14 protein-coding genes and 1 tRNA gene are annotated in these 18,338 nt (G+C 48.9%); 11 read left to right on the top strand and 4 right to left on the bottom strand.

The window, feature by feature from the left end; translation table 11 throughout:
- Positions 1-5: 5 nt before the first annotated feature.
- Positions 6-2,129: a bifunctional 2',3'-cyclic-nucleotide 2'-phosphodiesterase/3'-nucleotidase gene (locus DFR42_RS05225; protein WP_110253846.1), complete on the bottom strand. Its 2,124-nt coding sequence runs from the start codon at positions 2,127-2,129 to the stop codon at positions 6-8.
- 359 nt (positions 2,130-2,488) lie between these two features.
- Here DFR42_RS05225 and DFR42_RS05220 point away from each other — a divergent pair, with 359 nt between their 5' ends.
- Complete coding sequence (locus DFR42_RS05220; protein ID WP_110253845.1) at positions 2,489-3,448, top strand: patatin-like phospholipase family protein; 960 nt, start codon at positions 2,489-2,491, stop codon at positions 3,446-3,448.
- A 137-nt stretch (positions 3,449-3,585) separates the two neighbouring features.
- Here DFR42_RS05220 and DFR42_RS05215 read toward each other — a convergent pair whose 3' ends face one another.
- Positions 3,586-4,068, bottom strand: a complete 483-nt coding sequence (locus DFR42_RS05215) for a C40 family peptidase (protein WP_245936865.1) — start codon at positions 4,066-4,068, stop codon at positions 3,586-3,588.
- A gap of 297 nt (positions 4,069-4,365) precedes the next feature.
- Here DFR42_RS05215 and DFR42_RS05210 point away from each other — a divergent pair, with 297 nt between their 5' ends.
- The 4 genes from DFR42_RS05210 (at position 4,366) to greA (ending at position 10,068) form a co-directional block, all read left to right on the top strand.
- Positions 4,366-4,773, top strand: coding sequence for a GlcG/HbpS family heme-binding protein (locus DFR42_RS05210; protein WP_110253843.1), 408 nt, complete (start codon positions 4,366-4,368; stop codon positions 4,771-4,773).
- Positions 4,774-5,084: 311 nt separating this feature from the next.
- Positions 5,085-6,239, top strand: a complete 1,155-nt coding sequence (carA, locus tag DFR42_RS05205) for a glutamine-hydrolyzing carbamoyl-phosphate synthase small subunit (protein WP_110254250.1) — start codon at positions 5,085-5,087, stop codon at positions 6,237-6,239.
- Between the two features lie 4 nt (positions 6,240-6,243).
- Positions 6,244-9,462 (top strand): carbamoyl-phosphate synthase large subunit, encoded by a 3,219-nt coding sequence (gene carB, locus DFR42_RS05200; RefSeq protein WP_110253842.1) that lies wholly within the window; start codon positions 6,244-6,246, stop codon positions 9,460-9,462.
- A gap of 129 nt (positions 9,463-9,591) precedes the next feature.
- Positions 9,592-10,068 (top strand): transcription elongation factor GreA, encoded by a 477-nt coding sequence (greA, locus tag DFR42_RS05195; RefSeq protein ID WP_110254249.1) that lies wholly within the window; start codon positions 9,592-9,594, stop codon positions 10,066-10,068.
- A 153-nt stretch (positions 10,069-10,221) separates the two neighbouring features.
- On the opposite strand, the gene DFR42_RS05190 is transcribed toward greA, so the two are convergent.
- A complete protein-coding gene (locus DFR42_RS05190) occupies positions 10,222-10,698 on the bottom strand; it encodes a YhbY family RNA-binding protein (protein ID WP_110253841.1) in 477 nt (158 codons plus the stop codon).
- Between the two features lie 32 nt (positions 10,699-10,730).
- On the opposite strand from DFR42_RS05190, the gene DFR42_RS05185 reads away from it, so the two are divergent.
- The 5 genes from DFR42_RS05185 (at position 10,731) to DFR42_RS05165 (ending at position 15,863) form a co-directional block, all read left to right on the top strand.
- A complete protein-coding gene (locus tag DFR42_RS05185) occupies positions 10,731-11,375 on the top strand; it encodes an RlmE family RNA methyltransferase (protein WP_110253840.1) in 645 nt (214 codons plus the stop codon).
- Positions 11,376-11,498: 123 nt separating this feature from the next.
- Entirely contained in the window at positions 11,499-13,388 is a 1,890-nt protein-coding gene (gene ftsH / locus DFR42_RS05180; protein ID WP_110253839.1) for an ATP-dependent zinc metalloprotease FtsH, read from the top strand.
- Positions 13,389-13,473: 85 nt separating this feature from the next.
- Positions 13,474-14,313: a dihydropteroate synthase gene (gene folP / locus DFR42_RS05175; RefSeq protein ID WP_146218784.1), complete on the top strand. Its 840-nt coding sequence runs from the start codon at positions 13,474-13,476 to the stop codon at positions 14,311-14,313.
- A 14-nt stretch (positions 14,314-14,327) separates the two neighbouring features.
- Positions 14,328-15,674: a phosphoglucosamine mutase gene (glmM, locus tag DFR42_RS05170; RefSeq protein ID WP_110253838.1), complete on the top strand. Its 1,347-nt coding sequence runs from the start codon at positions 14,328-14,330 to the stop codon at positions 15,672-15,674.
- A gap of 112 nt (positions 15,675-15,786) precedes the next feature.
- Positions 15,787-15,863: transfer RNA gene (locus tag DFR42_RS05165), tRNA-Arg, on the top strand.
- Positions 15,864-16,003: 140 nt separating this feature from the next.
- Here DFR42_RS05165 and DFR42_RS05160 read toward each other — a convergent pair.
- The gene (locus DFR42_RS05160) at positions 16,004-16,903 is read right to left on the bottom strand and encodes a BrxR family transcriptional regulator (RefSeq protein ID WP_110253837.1); all 900 of its coding nucleotides are present in this window, start codon (positions 16,901-16,903) and stop codon (positions 16,004-16,006) included.
- 133 nt (positions 16,904-17,036) lie between these two features.
- Here DFR42_RS05160 and DFR42_RS05155 point away from each other — a divergent pair, with 133 nt between their 5' ends.
- Positions 17,037-18,113, top strand: a complete 1,077-nt coding sequence (locus tag DFR42_RS05155; RefSeq protein WP_110253836.1) for a metallophosphoesterase — start codon at positions 17,037-17,039, stop codon at positions 18,111-18,113.
- The last annotated feature ends 225 nt before the right edge of the window (positions 18,114-18,338 follow it).

The following is an 18,338-nucleotide window of genomic DNA, read 5'->3' as shown; positions in this document are numbered from 1 at the left end:
AATGCTTATTTACTCAAATCTATCGCATATTTGGCAAAGCCGCTGGCATCCAGTGCACCTTCAGATTTAACGCGGCTCAGGCCCAAGGCTTGTGCTACCGCTATTTTGCCTGGCGTGGAGCGCAAAATGACCGGCCCTTTGGTTGCTACTTTGACAAAACTCCAGCTCTGGCCAGTGCCGTTGGCCGCGCTGGTGATTTTGCCTTGCTTCTTGACGAAATTGCTGACCACAGCCTGATTGGCATCTGGTGATTTGATGATGGTTTTGCTGCCATCTATGCCAGGGAAGTTGCCGCCACCGCCCGCGCGATAATCATTGGTGGCAACGATGAAGTCATCATTGTCGCCTATGGACTTGCCTGCATATGTCAGGTTGACGATACGCTTGCCTGCTGGCTGGGTAACATCAATCTGGTAGAGCAGGGCATTATTGTCTGCATAGAACACATCGTAGTTATAGATGGTTGAATAAGTAGGCACGAGATCTTGCTCGGTCGTCAGTGCAGGGTCTATCTGGCCAAATTGTTTTGCTGCTGTTTCCAGCCAGTTCTTCAGATCAGAACCCTTGATTTTGACGGCTTGCAGGTTGTTATTGCCATACAGGTACAGATCACCTGGGTTGCGTACTTGCAAACCAAATGGTGATGTCGGGCTGGCACCTGGCGCTACGTCTGTAAAATCTGTCGGCCCATTGCGGCCTGCCTTGAATGGCGCGCTGCATGAAATGACGGGGATGGATTTGTAGCTGGCTATCGTCGCATCATTCGAAGTCGCGATAAAGTTTTTCACATAATCGATTTGCGCCTGATTGACGATTTGTATGGCAGATACATCGCCGACCAATGAGAAGTAAGCGGACATTTCAAAGTCAGTTGTCGTGCCCAAAGGCTGTGTCGCATAGTTGATGGTAGCTTTGTGTTCGGTATCAACCAATGGTGCGATGGAGGCATCGGCATCAATGATGTTGGTGCCATCTTTATATTTGAAGCCGCGCGCTTCTACATTGGTCAGGTCTTTTTGCACTACCCATTTACCGCTTTGGTATTTCAGCGTCATTTGTATAATGCCAAGGCGACGACCCCAGCTTTGTGCCATAACTGCAGGCACGCCATTCACCAGGCCTTTTTTAGTATCCACAATGGCAGCGGGCAGGGCGGCTAATGAGGCATCGATGGCTGGTGCACCAACTTCCTTGGGTGCAGGGAAGATCAAATGGGCGTGGCCCAGCATCAGCGCATCTATACCAGTTGTGCTCAGGTGCAGACTGCCGTTTTCCATTTTTGGACTATATGGCGATGCATCCAGTCCGCCATGGGACAGCGCGACGACCAGGTCTGCCCCTTTTGCACGCAGCTCAGGTACATATTTATTGGCAGATTCTTGCACGCCATTGACGACAACTTTGCCGGCTAAAGACTTTTGATCCCAGTCCATGATTTGCGGCGGCACAAAGCCCATGATGCCAACATTAAGTTTGACATTCATGCTGCTGCCATCAGGCTTGGTCGCAACGAATTGTTTGTTGATGATGGACGTAGGATTGAAGATAGGTTTCTGGCTAGTAGCGCCGACTACATTCGATAAAACCAGGGGGAAGTTGGGTGCGCCGCAGGTGCCAGCTTTGCTGACATCTGGCAAGCCAAAGTCGGTATTGGTGATCTGGCTCAAAAAGCCCAGACCGTAATTGAATTCATGGTTACCCAGGCCAGCACCATCATACTTCAGTGCATTCATGACCTTGTAAATGGCCAGCGTGCCACTGCAAGTGACTGGTGCGGCCAATGCCTGGTAATCACCGAGCAGGGTGCCCTGGATGACATCGCCGTCATCGAGCAAAATATTATTGGGGTTTTCAGCGCGGGCTTCTTTGATCAGGGCAGCTGTTCTTTCCAGGCCCAGGCTGGTGTCTGCTTTCAAGCCGTAGTAATCGTAGCTGAGGATGTTTTGATGAATATCGGTGGTTTCCAGCAGGGCCAGTTTGACGACCGTTCCCTCGGGGATGCTGTTAGGGTCAACTACGGGCACCACATTGGTTGTTGTCGCAGGATTGCTACTGCCGCAGCCTGCCAGGGCAATGGCGATCAGTGCTGCAATTGGCGTCAGTGGCGGTAACCAGGAAATTTTTTTCATGCAAATCTTTCAGTAAGGGCATCAGATATTGAGTATTGCCATCATCATGGCGCTGGATCTGGCAGGCGCATTTGTTGATAAGTGGATAGCAAGTGCGGCATTATCAATACTAATTATTTCTATAGCATGACATATATATAATCGAATTATGTGTATCACGATTTTATGATGTTGATCTAATTTTGGTCAAAGAAATGAAGCAGGAAAGTCTTTCTTTGATTGAGCCTGTATTAATTTCTTACTATTTTTCCGCCGTGAATTCTGTGTTGCAGTGTTTTTGGAAATATAATCACGCACCTGCAAGATATCCCTAAAGGTTTGGGGAAAATGCACTATTTATTCATACACTCAGAAATCACATGCCGCATTTCTCTTCCCGAATTCCTTCTTTGTTTGCTTGCAATAAACCAGTTCTGGCTCGCCTGATCGCGCCAGTATTATTCGCTTTTGGTTTGTCAGCCTGTAATACTTCCCCTCAGCAAGTTACACCATCTGCCGCGCCTGCCATACCGGTAGCAAAGACGCTGAAGCCTTTGCGTATAGGTCTGGCACTGGGTGGGGGTGCAGCGCGCGGTTTTGCCCATATCGGTGTCATCAAGGCGCTGGAATCACAGGGCATCAATGTTGATATCGTGGTTGGCACCAGTGCGGGCAGTGTCGTGGGTGCCATGTATGCAGCTGGTAACAATGGTTTTGCCATGCAAAAAATGGCGCTTGATATGGATGAAGCTACCATCTCTGACTGGTCCTTGCCCTTGTTTTCAAAATCCAGTGGCGTATTGAAGGGCGATGCTTTGCAGGCCTATGTCAACCGTCTGGTGGTGCAAGCGCCGATAGAAAAATTGCGCAAACCTTTTGGTGCTGTCGCGACTGATTTGGCAACTGGCCATGCGGTGCTGTTCCAGCGCGGTAATACTGGTGCGGCAGTACGTGCTTCATCTGCTGTGCCTGGCGTATTCCAGCCTGTGAAAATCAATGATCGCCTGTATGTTGACGGCGGCCTGGTATCTCCAGTGCCAGTTCGCTTTGCCCGTGAAATGGGGGCTGATCTGATTATTGCCGTCAATATTTCCTCTCCACCAGAAGCCCTGGTATCAAATGCCACTCTGGATATATTGTTGCAAACCGTGGCCATCATGGGGCAAAGCATTAATCAGTTTGAATTGAAACAGGCTGAGATAGTTATTCGTCCAGAATTGCCTGGCATGAAGGGGAATGATTTCAATGGCCGTAACCTGGCCATACTGGCGGGCGAGAAAGCAGCAATGGCCTTAATGCCTGAAATTAAGCAAAAGATTAAAGCAATGCAGGAGCGTTGATCGCCGGTTTGCTGCAGTTGGGTAGATAAAAAATAAAGACAGAGCAATCTATGCTCTGCCTTTATTTTTTTTATTTTGTATTTAATGCTTGTCGCTAAATAATTTAGCTTTTTTATATTATTTGCCAGATTGATAGATTATTTGACTTCATCATCATTGATGCGGCGTGCGCCATTAAAGCGTTTTTTCCAGTAAGCGATGTCCATGCTTTCTACCCTGACCTGGCCACCTGCTGAAGGGGAGTGGATGAACTTGTTATCACCCAGATAAATGCCTACATGAGAAAAGCCGCGTTTGAGCGTGTTATAAAAAACCAGATCACCGGGCTGTAAGTCTTTTTGTTCTACGTGTTCACCAACTTTGCTGATTTCTGCTGAAGTGCGCGGTAAATTTGCGCCAATTACATCCTTGAATACATAACGTACGAAGCCACTGCAATCGAGACCATTTTCTGGTGAGTTGCCGCCGCGCTTATAGCGTATGCCCATTAAATCCATGGCTTTGACGGTGAGGTCGGATGCGCGTTGCTTGATTTCCTGGAGTTTGGTGTAGGCGGTCGATGATTCGGGGAAGGGATTGTCTGCGCTCCAGGCTGGATTGGTTGCTGCTGCGAACAGCATAGTCGAGATAAGCACTAACTTGGCTTTCCTTGATAGTCTGGAAACGGTTATTAGCATCTTTGCACCTGGTTGGAAAAACCGGTCAACTGTAAGCGAACTCAGAAAAAATGTAAACCTTTCAGGAATATTTCTACGTAACAATAAGTTTCAGCTGTTGACTTGCCATGCAGGCAATTTTGCTACATGAATTTGTATAAATGATAATTTTTATCTATCTTCAAATTGGTTAAAACTGTTTGTATACCTAAGCGCAATTGCTTGGCGTACAATCCTGCTGACTTTAATGGAGAGGTATTTATGCAAACAAAACCTGTGTTGACATTGGATGATGTCAAGAAAATTGCTGCAGCAGCAGAGGCGGAAGCCAAGGCCAATAACTGGCCTGTCGTGATTGCAGTAGTTGACGATGGTGGTCATCTGATGTGGTTGCAGCGCCTTGATGGCGTGGCACCTATTTCTGCGCACATCGCACCAGCCAAGGCAACGACTGCGGCACTGGGCAAACGCGAATCCAAGATCTATGAAGATATTATCAATAATGGCCGTTATTCCTTCCTGAGCGCGCCTTTCATTGAGGGTATGCTCGAAGGCGGTGTACCTATTATTGTTGAAGGTCAGTGCGTTGGTGCCGTTGGCGTGTCAGGTGTTAAATCGGCTGAAGATGCGCAAATTGCAAAAGCAGGTATCGCGGCACTGGGTCTGTAATTGTAGTCAGTAGTGGTGCATTTGCATGCCTGTTTTTGAAGAGGGAATTGAAAACATGGCAAACGAACGCTCGTACTACTTTTGAATTTGCTGGAAATGACGGCCTATCAGGTATTTCGTATTTGCCTGATAGGCCGTTTCGCGCTATAATTCGAGGGTTTAACTAATCCGAAATCTCGCCGTAGCGCCTACCCAAATTCACATCGCTCCATCATCTTTCCAGGCCACGCGGCAATTTTTGCGCGGCCAGGGAAACGACAGCTTGGGGCGTCGCAGCGGCGGTAACAATACAGGAGTTGCCCTTGCTGCCCATTCCGCAGTCCCTTCTTCGTTCCGGCCAGGACACCGCTATACTTGCTCTCGCCGATGGAAGCATTTTCACTGGATATTCGATTGGCGCTGCCGGTCAAACTATAGGTGAAGTTGTCTTCAATACCTCAATGACCGGTTACCAGGAAATTCTGACTGACCCCAGTTATAGTTCCCAAATCGTTACCCTGACGTATCCGCATATTGGTAATACCGGCGTCAATGCCGAAGACGTAGAGTCTGACAAAATCCATGCAGCTGGTTTGATCATTAAAGACCTGCCTTTGCTGGTATCGAATTTCCGCTCTGAACAAACCCTCTCTGATTATCTCAAATCCCAAAACATCGTTGCTATTGCTGGTATTGATACCCGCAAGCTGACACGTATTTTGCGTGAAAAAGGTGCCCAGGGCGGTGCTATCCTGGTAGGTGCTGATGCTGAAAAAGCCATCGCACTGGCCAAGTCTTTCCCTGGCCTGTCTGGCATGGATCTGGCCAAGGTTGTTTCTGTCAAACAGGCTTACAACTGGACTGAGGCTGAGTGGGTGCTGGGCCAAGGTTATGGTCAGTTGGAAAATCCGAAATTCCACGTCGTCGCTTTCGACTTTGGCGTCAAGCGCAATATCCTGCGCATGCTGGCAGAGCGCGGCTGCAAGGTCACGGTATTGCCTGCGCAATCCAGCGCTGCCGATGTGCTGGCGCTGAACCCGGATGGCGTGTTTTTGTCGAATGGCCCAGGCGACCCTGAGCCTTGCGATTATGCGATTGCTGCTGCTAAAGAATTGATAGAGAAGGGTATCCCTACCTTTGGTATCTGCCTCGGTCATCAAATCATGGCGCTGGCATCTGGTGCCAAAACCCTCAAGATGAAATTCGGCCACCACGGTGCCAACCATCCTGTGCAGGATCTGGATACCAAACAGGTATTGATTACTTCCCAAAATCACGGTTTTGCAGTCGATGCTGCGACTTTGCCTGCCAACTGCCGCGTCACTCACGTGTCTTTGTTTGATGGCTCGCTGCAAGGCTTTGCCCGCACTGATAAACCAGCTTTCTGCTTCCAGGGCCACCCTGAAGCCTCGCCAGGTCCGCATGATATTGCCTACCTGTTTGACCGCTTCACCGCGATGATGGCCAAGGCAAAGACAGGAGAATAAGAGAATGCCAAAACGTAACGACATAAAAAGTATTTTGATTATCGGCGCTGGCCCCATCATCATTGGCCAGGCTTGTGAATTCGATTATTCCGGCGCACAGGCTTGCAAGGCCTTGCGTGAAGAAGGTTATCGCGTGATTCTGGTCAACAGCAATCCGGCGACCATCATGACTGATCCAGAAATGGCCGATGTGACTTACATCGAACCTATCACCTGGCAAGTCGTCGAACGCATCATTGCTAAAGAAAAACCGGATGCGATTCTGCCTACCATGGGTGGCCAGACTGCACTGAATTGCGCATTGGACCTGCACCGTCATGGCGTTCTGACCAAATACAATTGCGAACTCATCGGTGCTTCACCAGAAGCTATCGATAAGGCTGAAGACCGCCTGAAATTCAAGAACGCCATGACCAAGATTGGTCTGGGTTCTGCACGTTCCGGCGTTGCTCATTCCATGGATGAAGCCTGGGTCGTGCAAAAAGATGTAGGCTTCCCCGTCATCATTCGCCCATCGTTCACTATGGGTGGTACGGGTGGCGGTATCGCCTACAACCCGGAAGAATTCGAAACGATTTGCAAACGCGGTCTGGAAGCATCGCCTACCAATGAATTGCTGATCGAAGAATCGCTGATAGGCTGGAAAGAATATGAGATGGAAGTCGTGCGCGACAAGGCCGACAACTGCATCATCGTCTGCTCCATCGAAAACCTGGACCCTATGGGTGTGCATACCGGTGACTCCATCACGGTGGCACCAGCACAGACACTGACGGATAAAGAATACCAGATCATGCGTAATGCCTCTTTGGCAGTGTTGCGTGAAATTGGTGTGGATACCGGTGGCTCCAACGTGCAGTTTTCCATCAACCCTGCTGATGGCCGCATGATCGTCATCGAGATGAATCCGCGTGTATCGCGTTCATCTGCTTTAGCATCAAAAGCGACGGGTTTCCCTATCGCGAAAATCGCTGCCAAGCTGGCAGTTGGTTTCACGCTTGATGAATTGCGTAATGAAATTACGGGTGGCGCTACACCTGCTTCTTTCGAGCCTTCGATTGATTACGTCGTTACCAAGATCCCGCGTTTCGCATTTGAAAAATTCCCGCAGGCAGATAACCGCCTGACGACACAGATGAAATCTGTTGGTGAAGTGATGGCGATAGGCCGTACCTTCCAGGAGTCATTCCAGAAAGCCCTGCGTGGCCTGGAAGTTGGCGTCGATGGCATGAATGAAAAAACCCAGGATCGCGAGACCCTGGAAAAAGAACTCGGTGAGCCTGGTCCTGACCGTATCTGGTACGTTGGCGACGCTTTCGCTCAAGGCTTCACGCTGGAAGAAGTGCATCAACTGACGCATATCGACCCATGGTTCCTGGTGCAGATCAAGGACATCGTGGATATCGAATTGTGGTTGGATGAACAGTCACTCGACAGCGTTGATAAAGCCCTCATGCTGCAACTGAAGCAAAAAGGTTTCTCTGACCGTCGCCTGGCAAAATTGTTGAAAACAACAGACACAGCCATCCGTGAAAAGCGTAAGGCTTTGAACGTGCGCCCAGTCTACAAACGCGTGGATACTTGCGCCGGTGAATTCGCCACGAATACAGCTTACATGTATTCAACGTATGAAGAAGAGTGCGAATCGAACCCGACCGACAAGAAAAAAATCATGGTATTGGGCGGTGGCCCTAACCGTATCGGTCAGGGTATTGAGTTTGATTATTGCTGCGTACATGCAGCGTTTGCGATGCGTGAAGATGGCTATGAAACCATCATGGTCAACTGCAATCCTGAAACCGTTTCTACTGACTACGATACATCCGACCGTCTGTACTTTGAACCACTTACGCTGGAAGATGTACTGGAAATCGTCGACAAAGAAAAACCAGTTGGCGTCATCGTGCAATACGGTGGTCAGACGCCTTTGAAACTGGCACTGGACCTGGAAGCCAATGGCGTGCCTATCGTTGGTACTTCACCAGACATGATTGATGCTGCGGAAGACCGCGAACGCTTCCAGAAAATGCTGCAAGATCTGGGCTTGCGTCAGCCGCCTAACCGTACTGCACGCACTGAAGCAGACGCTTTGGCTTTGGCGCAAGAAATTGGTTATCCACTGGTGGTACGCCCATCTTATGTACTCGGTGGTCGTGCGATGGAAATCGTACATGAGCAGCGTGATCTTGAGCGTTACATGCGTGAAGCAGTCAAGGTTTCGCATGATTCGCCAGTCTTGCTGGACCGCTTCCTGAATGATGCGATTGAAGTTGACGTCGATTGCCTGTCTGACGGCGAGCGCACCTTCATCGGTGGTGTCATGGAGCATATCGAGCAGGCTGGCGTTCACTCTGGTGACTCTGCATGTTCCCTGCCACCATATTCTTTGTCGCAAGAAACCATTGCTGAACTCAAGCGCCAGACTGCGCTGATGGCAAAAGGTTTGAATGTCGTTGGTTTGATGAATGTGCAGTTTGCGATTCAGCAGCAAGAGGGTAAAGATGTCGTATTCGTGCTGGAAGTGAATCCACGTGCATCACGTACCGTTCCTTATGTATCCAAGGCCACCGGCTTGCAACTGGCAAAAATTGCTGCCCGTTGCATGGTTGGTCAGTCTCTCGATTCACAAGGCATAGGCGCAGAAGTCGTGCCGCCTTATTTCAGTGTCAAGGAAGCAGTATTCCCGTTCGTGAAGTTCCCTGGCGTCGATACCATCCTTGGTCCAGAGATGAAATCGACCGGTGAAGTCATGGGTGTAGGTAAAACCTTTGGTGAGGCTTTCGTGAAATCGCAACTGGGCGCAGGCGTGAAATTGCCTACGTCTGGCAAGGTATTCCTGAGTATCAAGAACAGCGATAAACCACGTGGCGTCAAAGTGGCTAAAGACCTGGTTGCTCTGGGCTTCTCAGTCGTGGCGACGCGTGGTACAGCAGCGGCGATTGCGGCTGAAGGCATCCCGGTTTCTGTCGTCAATAAAGTCGTTGAAGGCCGTCCACACGTTGTTGACATGATCAAGAACAATGAAATTGCCATGGTCATCAATACCGTTGAAGAAAAGCGCAATGCCATTACTGATTCACGCGCCATTCGTACTTCAGCTTTGATTGCCCGTGCAACAACATTCACCACGATCGCCGGTGCTGAAGCAGCGGTTGAAGGTATGCATCATTTGAATGAATTGCATGTTTATGATTTACAAGGACTGCATAAGACCTTAAACTGATAGAAACAACAGTGCCTTAGACTGCAAAGTCAGAGGTGCTTGAACTTCGATACAGAGTTCACAAATGGCATCGGTAATGCTGGTGTCGGATGTGGCCTCTGTATTTTTACTTTTATGAGTGTGAATGATATGAGTACAGTACCTGTCACCAAGTTTGGCGCAGAATTGCTTAAGAAAGAATTGCATCTTTTAAAAACCAAAGAACGCCCGGACGTCATCAATGCGATTGCTGAAGCGCGTGCGCAAGGCGACTTGTCTGAAAATGCCGAGTATGATGCTGCCAAAGAGCGCCAGGCATTTATCGAAGGCCGTATTGCTGAGCTGGAAGGTAAGCTGGGTTCTGCGCAAATTATTGATCCAACGACACTGGATGCAGAAGGCCGTGTCGTGTTTGGTTCTACCGTTCACCTGGAAGACCTGGAAACTTCACAAAAAGTGAGTTACCAGATCGTTGGTGAAGATGAGGCAGACTTGAAATTAAGTAAAGTGTCCATCACTTCTCCTATCGCACGTGCCCTGATCGGCAAATACGCAGGTGACGTGGTTGGTGTGCAGGCTCCTGCAGGTGTGCGTGAGTATGAAGTACTGGATGTGCTGTACGTGTGATCAAGTGTGATCAATTTTATATTCGGTTGGTGGCTATAAATCGAATATATGCTGATATGGAAGCGTATTGGCAGTAAGGTATCAGTAGGAAGAGTAATTACCCGGCCTGGTTGGCCGGGTTGAGTACTGATCAGATATCAGAGGTATTCAGGCTTAGCTATTGGCAAGTGATGATTTTTTTGCACTGCTTTGACGTGGTTTTGCACGTTTGATATTGCCACCCTGGGTAACGCGTTCATTACCTTTGACCATGACTTTGGACACAGTTGGTTTTTTTGTTCCGCTTGGGCTGGGCTTGACGATAGTGACTTCGCGCATGCCTTTGCCTTTTTTAACCAGTTTGGTTTCTTTCGTACCTTCCAGTTTAGGACGGTAAACCACCAAAAGTTTTCCAATATGTTGCACTGGGGCTGCGTTCAGCTCGGCACAGATGGTATCGTACATACCTATACGTGCTTCTCTATCATCGCCAAATACGCGTACCTTGATCAAGCCGTGGGCATTCAGGCCAGCATCAATTTCTTTGATCACAGCAGGAGTCAGGCCGGCTTCGCCGATGAGTACGATAGGTTTCAGTGCATGTGCTTCGGAGCGGAGTTCGCTTCTTTCAGCGGGCGTAAGTTTTAACATAGTAATTCCTTTAAAAGCAGTATTTTACGCGAATGGCAAAGAATAAATTCAATCAAAATTGGGTTCACGACCATATTAATGATCCTTATGTGAAACTTGCACAAAAGGAAGGCTATCGTGCGCGCGCTGTTTACAAGCTAAAAGAGATAGATGAATCAGAGAAATTGATACGTCCAGGTCAGGTAATTGTTGATTTGGGTGCAACACCTGGTAGCTGGTCACAGTATGTAAGGAATAAGCTGGCAGGTAAAGAGGGTGGCGGCATCATGGGTGAAATTTTTGCCCTGGACCTTTTGCCTATGGATCCTATCGCCGACGTGCAATTCATACAGGGCGATTTTCGTGAAGATGAAGTGCTGGATCAACTGGAGTCTAAATTGTTGGGGCGCAAAGTTGACTTGGTTTTATCTGATATGGCCCCAAATCTGTCTGGTAATTCTACTGTTGACTCTGCCCGTGTCGAATACATTATCGAATTGGCAGTTGCTTTCTCCAAGGCTCATTTGACGCCTGGTGGCGCTTTATTGGTGAAATGCTTCCACGGGCCTAGTTATAACAATATTGTTTCTTTATTTAAAGCCGAGTTTAAAACTGTGCTCAACAAGAAGCCAAAAGCCAGTAAAGATAAGTCTTCCGAGATATTTTTGCTCGGAAAAGGCCTGAAGAACCCCGATTAATTGAATTTACCTCTTGATAATCATCAACATTGCCAACATATGCTGGCTAGCAAGCTCTACCCAATGGGGGTAGAATGAACGTTTACAGTATCAAATGGCGCATCCTGCGTTCAAGGAGTTCTCGTGAATAATATGTTTTCAAAAGCGGCTATATGGGTGGTGGTTGCCCTGGTGCTTTTTACACTTTTTAGGACGTTTGATGGAAAAAGCATCGGTGCTGGCGTTACGCCTGTGCCGTATTCTGAATTCCTGGACGAGGTCAAATCCAAGCATATTAAGGATGCCACCATTGATGAAGCCAATCGCTCCATCGTTGCGACCAATTCTGAAGGTAAAAAAGTCAAGACACAAATTACTGTGCTGGACAAAGGTCTGATCCGTGATCTGGTAGATAGTGGCGTCAAGTTTGATGTCAAACAGCCAGAAGAGCAATCTTTCCTCCAGCAAGTATTTATCTCCTGGTTCCCGATGCTGTTGCTGATCGGCGTCTGGGTATTCTTCATGCGTCAGATGCAGGGCGGCGGTAAGGGTGGTGCATTCTCCTTTGGTAAATCCAAGGCCAGGATGCTGGATGACACCAATAACAATGTCACCTTTGCTGATGTTGCCGGTTGCGATGAAGCCAAGGAAGAAGTCAGTGAAATCGTTGATTTCCTGCGTGACCCTACCAAGTTCCAGAAACTCGGCGGCCGCATTCCTCGCGGCGTATTGATGGTTGGTCCTCCAGGTACAGGTAAAACCTTGCTGGCACGCGCTATTGCTGGCGAAGCAAAAGTTCCTTTCTTCACGATCTCTGGTTCTGATTTCGTTGAAATGTTCGTTGGTGTGGGTGCTTCCCGCGTCCGTGACATGTTTGAGAATGCCAAAAAGCACTCCCCATGCATTATCTTTATTGATGAGATCGATGCAGTTGGCCGCCATCGTGGTGCTGGTATGGGCGGTGGTAATGATGAGCGTGAGCAAACACTGAACCAGATGCTGGTTGAGATGGATGGTTTTGAAGCCAATTCTGGCGTTATCGTCATCGCTGCGACTAACCGTGCAGACGTACTCGATAAGGCTTTGCTGCGCCCAGGTCGTTTTGATCGTCAGGTTTCTGTAGGCTTGCCAGATATTCGTGGTCGTGAACAAATCCTTAACGTCCACATGCGCAAAGTGCCTATCTCTGCGGACGTCAAGGCAGATATTCTCGCCCGTGGTACTCCAGGTTTCTCTGGCGCTGATCTGGCTAATCTGGTTAATGAGGCAGCATTATTTGCAGCAAGACGCAACAAGCGCCTGGTTGAAATGATGGATTTTGAAGATGCCAAGGATAAGATCTACATGGGTCCTGAGCGTCGCTCCATGGTCATGCGTGAAGATGAACGCAGGAATACTGCTTATCATGAGTCTGGTCATGCAGTTATTGCCAAACTTATGCCCAAGGCAGATCCAGTTCATAAAGTTACCATCATGCCACGTGGTTTTGCCCTCGGACTGACATGGCAATTGCCTGAGCATGACAATATCAGCGGCTACAAAGACAAGATGCTGGAAGAAATATCTATCTTGTTCGGTGGTCGTATTGCAGAAGAAATTTTCGTTGGTCAGATGTCTACTGGCGCTTCCAATGACTTTTCCCGTGCGACCAAACTGGCACGTTCTATGGTGACACGCTTTGGTATGTCAGACAGCATGGGCGTCATGGTGTATGAAGATAGCCAGAGCGAAGGTTATTTTGGTGGCCCATCCAAGACTATTTCTGAAGCAACACAGCAAAAAGTGGATGCAGAAATCCGCAGTATTCTGGATGCACAATATGCCCTGGCTCGCAGACTGCTGGAAGAAAATCGCGACAAGGTTGAAGCCATGACCAAGGCCTTGATGGATTGGGAAACGATTGATGCAGATCAGGTCAATGACATCATGAATGGTGTGGATCCACGTCCTCCTAAGCAAAGTCAGGCGATTAACCGTCCTCCGTCTGATAAGTCTTCTGGTGGTGTATCTCCTAGTGCAACAGCGCCAGCCTGAGCTGACGTACAAAAAACACACAATTAATTTTTGAATTTCTTGTACAAGGGTGGGGATTATTCCTCACCCTTAGTCTTTTTGAAAAATGAAATATTTCCAATGTGGCCGTTTTCGCTATCCTTTAAGCGGAGCGCAATCCAGAACCCTGGTCATGGGTGTCCTCAACATCACACCTGATTCTTTTTCCGATGGTGGCAAATACCTGCACCTGGAAAGTGCCATCGCCCGTGCAGAACAGATGATAGAAGACGGTGTTGATATCATCGATATAGGTGGTGAGTCCAGCCGCCCAGGTTCTGCTCCTTTGCCACTGGATGAAGAGCTGGGCCGCGTCATGCCCGTCATCTATGCCTTGCGTGATTGTGGTAAGCCTTTATCCATTGATACTTACAAGCCGCAAGTCATGCGAGAAGCATTGCTCGCCGGGGTAGACATGGTCAATGATATCCAGGGTTTTCGTTCACCAGAATCTATTGCAGCAGTACAAAACGCAGATGCTGCCTTGTGTGCCATGCATATGCAAAATACTCCAGTGGACATGCAGCTCAGCCCTGAATATGCTGATGTCAATGAAGAAGTGAAAGTATTCTTGCGTGAGCGTCTGGCTGCTTTTGAGCAGGCAGGTATAGAGGCCGAGCGCATTTGTCTCGACCCAGGTTTTGGTTTTGGTAAAACCCTGGCGCATAATATTGCCTTGTTCAGGCATTTGCCTGAGTTGCTGCGAGAACTGGGTTTGCCCGTGCTGGTGGGCGTCTCGCGCAAATCCATGATAGGTGGATTGACGGGCAGAGCAGCACCAGAACGCCTGGCAGGCAGCATAGCCGCAGCCCTGGCAGCAAAGCAAATGGGCGCAAACATAATCCGTGTGCACGACGTGGCAGAAACTGTCGATGCATACAAAGTCTGGGATGCACTGTCCCGTTGAACAGCAGGAAGTATATGAGTAGAAAATATTTTGGTACAGATGGCATACGCGGCAAAGTTGGCGTTGCCCCAATCACCCCTGATTTTGTCATGCGCCTGGGTTTTGCCGCCGGCAAAGTGTTGGCACAAGCGAATGTTGTTGGTGATGCACGACCTACCGTCTTGATAGGCAAGGACACCCGTATTTCCGGTTATCTGCTGGAAGCATCGCTGGAGGCTGGTTTCGCCGCCGCTGGTGTTGACGTTATGTTGTCCGGCCCCGCACCTACGCCAGCAGTGGCTTACCTGACGCGTGCTTTGCGACTATCTGCAGGTGTCGTGATCTCTGCATCACATAATCCTTTTGATGATAATGGCATCAAGTTTTTCTCTGCAAATGGCAATAAACTGCCGGACGAAGTTGAGCTGGCGATAGAAGCCGAACTTGAGCGCCCCATGCAGTGCGTCAGTTCTGAGAAACTTGGTAAGGCTCGCCGCCTGAGTGATGCCAATGGACGCTATATAGAATTTTGTAAAAGTACCTTCCCGGCAGAGCTGGATTTGCGCGGCCTGAAAATTGTTGTCGATTGTGCCCACGGCGCAGCTTACGATATCGCCCCCCATGTATTCCATGAGCTTGGAGCAGATGTCATCGCCATCGGCAATCAGCCAAACGGTTTGAACATCAATGACAAGGTTGGTGCTACCTCGCCTGACGCGCTGGCCCTGGCCGTGCGCGCCAATCACGCTGATCTGGGTATTGCCCTTGATGGCGATGCTGACCGCCTGCTTATGGTCGACAAACACGGCAAGATCTATAACGGTGACCAACTCTTGTACCTGATGGTGCTGGACCGCATGGCCATAGGTGAAGTCGAAGGTGTGGTTGGCACACTCATGACCAATATGGCAGTTGAGCTGGCATTCAAGAAACTGGGTGTGGGCTTTGCCCGTGCGAAAGTTGGTGATCGTTATGTGCTTGAGCAAATGTATGAGCGCGGCTGGCTGCTGGGTGGCGAAGGCTCAGGCCATTTGCTGTGCCTGGACAAGCATACGACAGGTGACGGCATAGTCTCAGCCCTGCAGGTATTGTCTGCCCTAAGACGTAACGGCAAGAGCCTGGATGCCTGTTTTGACGATCTGCAATTGTTCCCCCAGACTTTATTGAATATCAAAGTACCTGCCGGTTTTGACTGGCAGAAAAATGAAAAGCTCGTAGCCGAAAAACAGAAGGTAGAAGCAGAACTGGCAGACAAGGGCAGGGTATTGATACGTGCCTCAGGCACCGAGCCACTGGTGCGCGTCATGGTCGAAGCAGAAGATGCTGAACAGGCATCAACCAGTGCCCGTCGTCTGGCAGATTGCATTCCACCTGCAATCTAAGTAAATTCGCTGCCAGATGCTTTTCATTCTTGAATCTGGCGGCGATACCATGTACTATTCAGCCTTCAGTTTTTGGGCTAGCAAACATTTGTTTTGCCACCCATGAACAAGACTGTCCATAGCTCAGTTGGATAGAGCACGAGCCTTCTAAGCTCGGGGTCGCACGTTCGATTCGTGCTGGACAGGCCAACGGATTTACAGACTTAGCCCGGATTAAAATTCCGGGCTTTTTCTTTTCTGGAGTAGCTTAACGGTACGGTGCAAGCAGGTTTAGAAAATTGTGCCGGATTTAAAAGAATTCCATCTTCAGATAGATCCGTTGATCGCAATTAATTTGCCGCCAATTTTTTGTAACCAGGTGCCAATACTGCATTTTTTACTTTATCAAGCACACTCAAGTTGGCAAGTTTCAGTCTGAAATTCCTGCCGTCAAGGTGTCCATTGGCTGAGCAATCAACTTGCCATTGGCGTAGTACGTAACCCACAGCTGCCGCGCGCAAGCGGACTTCCAGCTTACCTTTGTTCATGCCATAGTCGCGCATGATGGATTCTGGGTAGGGGTGGGATGGGTGTGGATGTAACTCAATATCAATCATGTTTTGCCATTGTTCATCGGCAGCGAGTTGTTCATATTCTTGCACTAAAAGGTTTTTGGAGCCGGACTTGATTTCTATCATGTGCTCCACGCGTGTCAGCACCAGATCACGAAACTCCCGTTTGCTTCTGTCATAGGCGCGCACATGCCAGCGCAAGCCTGAATCGACCAGAGCCAGAGGGACTATTTCTCTCTGTGATGGGCCGGTCTTCATGGAATGGTAGGTCAGGGTAAGCGGATATTGACCTTGGATCGCGCGGGTGATGGTCGCCAGGTCTGCGAGCTTGGGTTGGTTCAGTCTGGCAGGGATATCGTGTTGTAGCAGGGCTTCACCCATGCTGCGTTCGCCATCGCCAAAGCCTGCGCAAAGTGCTGACAATACCCTGTCTGCCTTGTGTTGAAACAGGGGCTGGAAGCTGTCGCGATAGTGATACATCTTGCCTTCATAGCAGGTATTGCCTGGAGCCAGCTCTCTATATAGCACCAAATCGCGTGTCCCAGCGGCAGAGGCAATATCAAAGCGCTCCATGACGTCCTTGCGTGTCACTTTACCCAGAAACCATAGGCGGAATTCGATGAAGGCCAGACGTTCGCGCTGGGCGGCTGGCAATTCAGTCAAGAGGTTTGTATGCATGGGAAATAATTATCTGGTTTGATAAATCATTTTATCATCGAATCATTTTGATGCTATAGTTTGTAAGCGATCAAATTGATTCGATGCTTTGCAAATCAGCTAAACGGCAATAGATAACTGTAAAAGGATAATGATGAGTCTGATACAACAACTTCCTCCGGGGCCACTTGACATCATTGGTGATGTCCATGGTGAATATGAGGCGCTTAGCAATTTGTTGCAGCATCTCGGGTATGACACAGAGGGTAATCATCCGGAAGATCGTACTCTGGTTTTTGTCGGTGATTTTTGTGATCGGGGGCCAGATAGCCCGGCGGTATTGGCCCTGGTTGAGCGACTGATAAGGGCTGGCAAGGCGATGGCGGTATTAGGCAACCATGAAATGAATCTCTTGCGCGGTAGTGCCAAAGATGGATCAGGCTGGTTTTTTGATGAAAGACAGGCTTGGGATGCACCCAAGTACGCGCCATTTCAGCGTCTGGCAGCTGAAAAAAAAGAAGAGCTCGTTGAGTTCCTATTGTCCTTGCCAATTGGCCTGGAGCGTGAAGATTTGCGCGTGGTACATGCGGCCTGGATGGAAAAGCATATTCAGGCTATACGTACTTTGCCTGCTGGCAGCTTGATTGACCATGATAATCAATGGAATGAGGCGACACACAGACAGGCGTCGGAATTAAAGGCTGCAATGCTTGAGGAACTGGAGACGCACCCGCCGGGCCTGGAAGATCCGCAGCATCAGCCTCCCTTCATGCCGGCTCATGCTCGCCATGATGTGATGATGCAAATGCATAATCCTTTGAGAGTCCTGACCTCTGGCGTTGAGCGGGAATGGCATGGTACTTTTTATTCTGGTGGTAAATGGCGCTTTGTTGGCCGTGTGCCATGGTGGGATGAGTATGAAGGGCGGGTTCCGGTAGTGGTTGGGCATTATTGGCGGCGCTATGATGCTTTTGATCGTGCCCAGGTTGGTAAAGGTGATACAGATTTATTTGAAGAGATCAATCCCTGTGCATGGCATGGCAAGCATGGCAATGTATATTGCATAGATTTTTCTGTTGGTGGCCGCTGGGTTGCAAGAAAGAACCAGCACATCTCTGCATCCAGCTACAAGCTGGCAGCCTTGCGTTGGCCCGAACGTAGTTTGCAGTTTGATGATGGTCATGTGGTGTCTACCGATGCGTTTCTGGAGACTGATGCCGGGTCAGCATAAAAAATGTCGTGATGGTGAACTGTTAAATCTTGTCATTTTTCTTTTTTACTGACTAAGAAAATCATGCGCCTCAACTGAAGTGGCCTGTTATTTGATGTTGCATTTCGTCACTATGACTTGATTGCGCTGTCGATGTTTCAGGCTATACTCTGAACAAGCATCACGTCTTGTTTTGCTGGGAATTTCATCCTGATTCTCAAAGGCAGACATAGTCAGCATGCCATT

This window comes from Undibacterium pigrum, assembly GCF_003201815.1.
Lineage (GTDB): Bacteria > Pseudomonadota > Gammaproteobacteria > Burkholderiales > Burkholderiaceae_D > Undibacterium > Undibacterium pigrum.
This window is presented reverse-complemented; position numbering and strand designations above follow the sequence as displayed.

What these genes read in the sequence shown, in the direction of transcription:
- DFR42_RS05190 (WP_110253841.1), bottom strand. Translation starts at nt 10,698, where the DNA reads ATGTTAAAACTTACGCCCGCTGAAAGAAGCGAACTCCGCTCCGAAGCA.
- DFR42_RS05155 (WP_110253836.1), top strand. Translation starts at nt 17,037, where the DNA reads ATGAGTCTGATACAACAACTTCCTCCGGGGCCACTTGACATCATTGGT.
- DFR42_RS05210 (WP_110253843.1), top strand. Translation starts at nt 4,366, where the DNA reads ATGCAAACAAAACCTGTGTTGACATTGGATGATGTCAAGAAAATTGCT.
- greA (WP_110254249.1), top strand. Translation starts at nt 9,592, where the DNA reads ATGAGTACAGTACCTGTCACCAAGTTTGGCGCAGAATTGCTTAAGAAA.
- DFR42_RS05220 (WP_110253845.1), top strand. Translation starts at nt 2,489, where the DNA reads ATGCCGCATTTCTCTTCCCGAATTCCTTCTTTGTTTGCTTGCAATAAA.
- glmM (WP_110253838.1), top strand. Translation starts at nt 14,328, where the DNA reads ATGAGTAGAAAATATTTTGGTACAGATGGCATACGCGGCAAAGTTGGC.
- DFR42_RS05215 (WP_245936865.1), bottom strand. Translation starts at nt 4,068, where the DNA reads ATGCTGTTCGCAGCAGCAACCAATCCAGCCTGGAGCGCAGACAATCCC.
- DFR42_RS05160 (WP_110253837.1), bottom strand. Translation starts at nt 16,903, where the DNA reads ATGCATACAAACCTCTTGACTGAATTGCCAGCCGCCCAGCGCGAACGT.
- folP (WP_146218784.1), top strand. Translation starts at nt 13,474, where the DNA reads ATGAAATATTTCCAATGTGGCCGTTTTCGCTATCCTTTAAGCGGAGCG.
- DFR42_RS05225 (WP_110253846.1), bottom strand. Translation starts at nt 2,129, where the DNA reads ATGAAAAAAATTTCCTGGTTACCGCCACTGACGCCAATTGCAGCACTG.
- carB (WP_110253842.1), top strand. Translation starts at nt 6,244, where the DNA reads ATGCCAAAACGTAACGACATAAAAAGTATTTTGATTATCGGCGCTGGC.
- DFR42_RS05185 (WP_110253840.1), top strand. Translation starts at nt 10,731, where the DNA reads ATGGCAAAGAATAAATTCAATCAAAATTGGGTTCACGACCATATTAAT.